The sequence below is a fragment of the Bradyrhizobium sp. AUGA SZCCT0283 genome (genome assembly GCF_018130385.1).
GTDB lineage: Bacteria > Pseudomonadota > Alphaproteobacteria > Rhizobiales > Xanthobacteraceae > Bradyrhizobium.
Map to the genome: position 1 here is coordinate 1 of NZ_JAFCLU010000109.1, position 1,457 is coordinate 1,457.

1 protein-coding gene is annotated in these 1,457 nt (G+C 62.0%); it reads left to right on the forward strand.

The annotated features are described in order from the left end of the window. The first annotated feature begins 52 nt into the window (after positions 1 to 52). On the forward strand, positions 53 to 1,426 hold the full coding sequence (locus tag JQ624_RS38310) for an IS30 family transposase (RefSeq protein ID WP_249130431.1): 1,374 nt from the start codon (positions 53 to 55) through the stop codon (positions 1,424 to 1,426). Positions 1,427 to 1,457 lie beyond the last annotated feature (31 nt).

Here is a 1,457-nt window from a genome sequence, read left to right on the forward strand (position 1 = left end):
ACCCAGGGCGGATTCAACCGGTCGTCGCAACACTTCAGCCAAGGAGGTTGCGATGAATGGATACGGACAAGATTCGGGCCGGAGTGCGCGACCACCAGGCCGGCTTCCGAAGGCACAGCGGGAGAATTGCAGACGGTTTTGGGCGGCGATTGCCTCGGGGCGCTCGAGCGAAGATGCTGCTGTTGACGCCGGCGTTTCGCCGGTTGTCGGAGTGCGGTGGTTCCGGAGGGCCGGCGGAATGCCGCCAACACATTTCTCGCAATCGTCAAAACCTCCTTCAGGGCGCTATCTTTCGTTCGCCGAACGTGAGGAGATCGCGATCTTGCGCGCGCAGGGTCACGGCGTACGAGCCATTGCTGGTCATCTTGGTCGCCCCCCATCCACGATCTCCCGTGAGCTCCGGCGCAATGCGGCCCGCCGCCACGGCGCTCCGGAATACCGAGCGACGACGGCTCAATGGCACGCGGATCAATCCGCCCGACGCCCAAAGCCGGCGAAGTTGGCGGTCAACCCGATCCTGCGGGATTATGTGCAAGACAGGCTTGCCGGTATGATCGCTACTCAGGACGGGACGCCTGTCGCCGGCCCGAAGGTTGTGTGGAAGGGGCGTCGGGCCGTGCATCGGCAGAACCGACGCTGGGCAACGGCGTGGAGTCCGGAACAGATTTCTCGCCGTCTTCGGCTCGACTTTCCCGAGGATGAGACGATGCGGATCAGTCACGAGGCGATCTACCAGGCACTTTACGTGCAAGGCCGAGGAGCGCTGCGCCGCGAACTGACGGCTTGTTTGCGTACGGGACGGGCGCTTCGGATGCCAAGGGCGCGTACGCGCAAGCAGGGCAGAAGCTTCGTTTCTCCCGAGATTATGATCAGTCAACGACCGGCGGAGGCAGCCGATCGAGCCGTGCCGGGACATTGGGAAGGGGATCTCATCGTAGGCCTTGGAAGTTCTGCGATCGGCACCTTGGTGGAGCGCACCACACGATTTACCATGCTGCTGCATCTGCCGCGCATGCTGGGCCATATTCATGAAGTTCGTGCGAAGAATGGACCGGCACTCGCCGGACACGGGGCTGAGGCGGTGCGCGACGCTATCGCACGCGCGATCGTCACCATGCCCGAGCAACTGCGTCGGTCTCTGACTTGGGATCAAGGAGCCGAGTTGGCTCAGCACGCACGCCTGAAGATCGATGCGGGCGTGCAAGTCTACTTCTGTGATCCTCACAGCCCATGGCAGCGCGGCTCCAACGAGAACACCAACGGACTGCTGCGACAGTACTTTCCGAAAGGTACCGATCTTGGCGCACACAGTGTCGATGACCTTGAGGCCGTGGCTCTAGCACTCAACACCAGACCTCGGAAAACCCTCGGCTGGAAAACACCAGCGGAAACTCTCGACGAATTTCTCCGAGTGAGCCATACATGAAGTGTTGCGACGACCGGTTGAATCCGCCCAG

Coding starts and splice junctions, on each gene's coding strand:
- JQ624_RS38310 (WP_249130431.1), top strand. CDS start 53: ATGAATGGATACGGACAAGATTCGGGCCGGAGTGCGCGACCACCAGGC.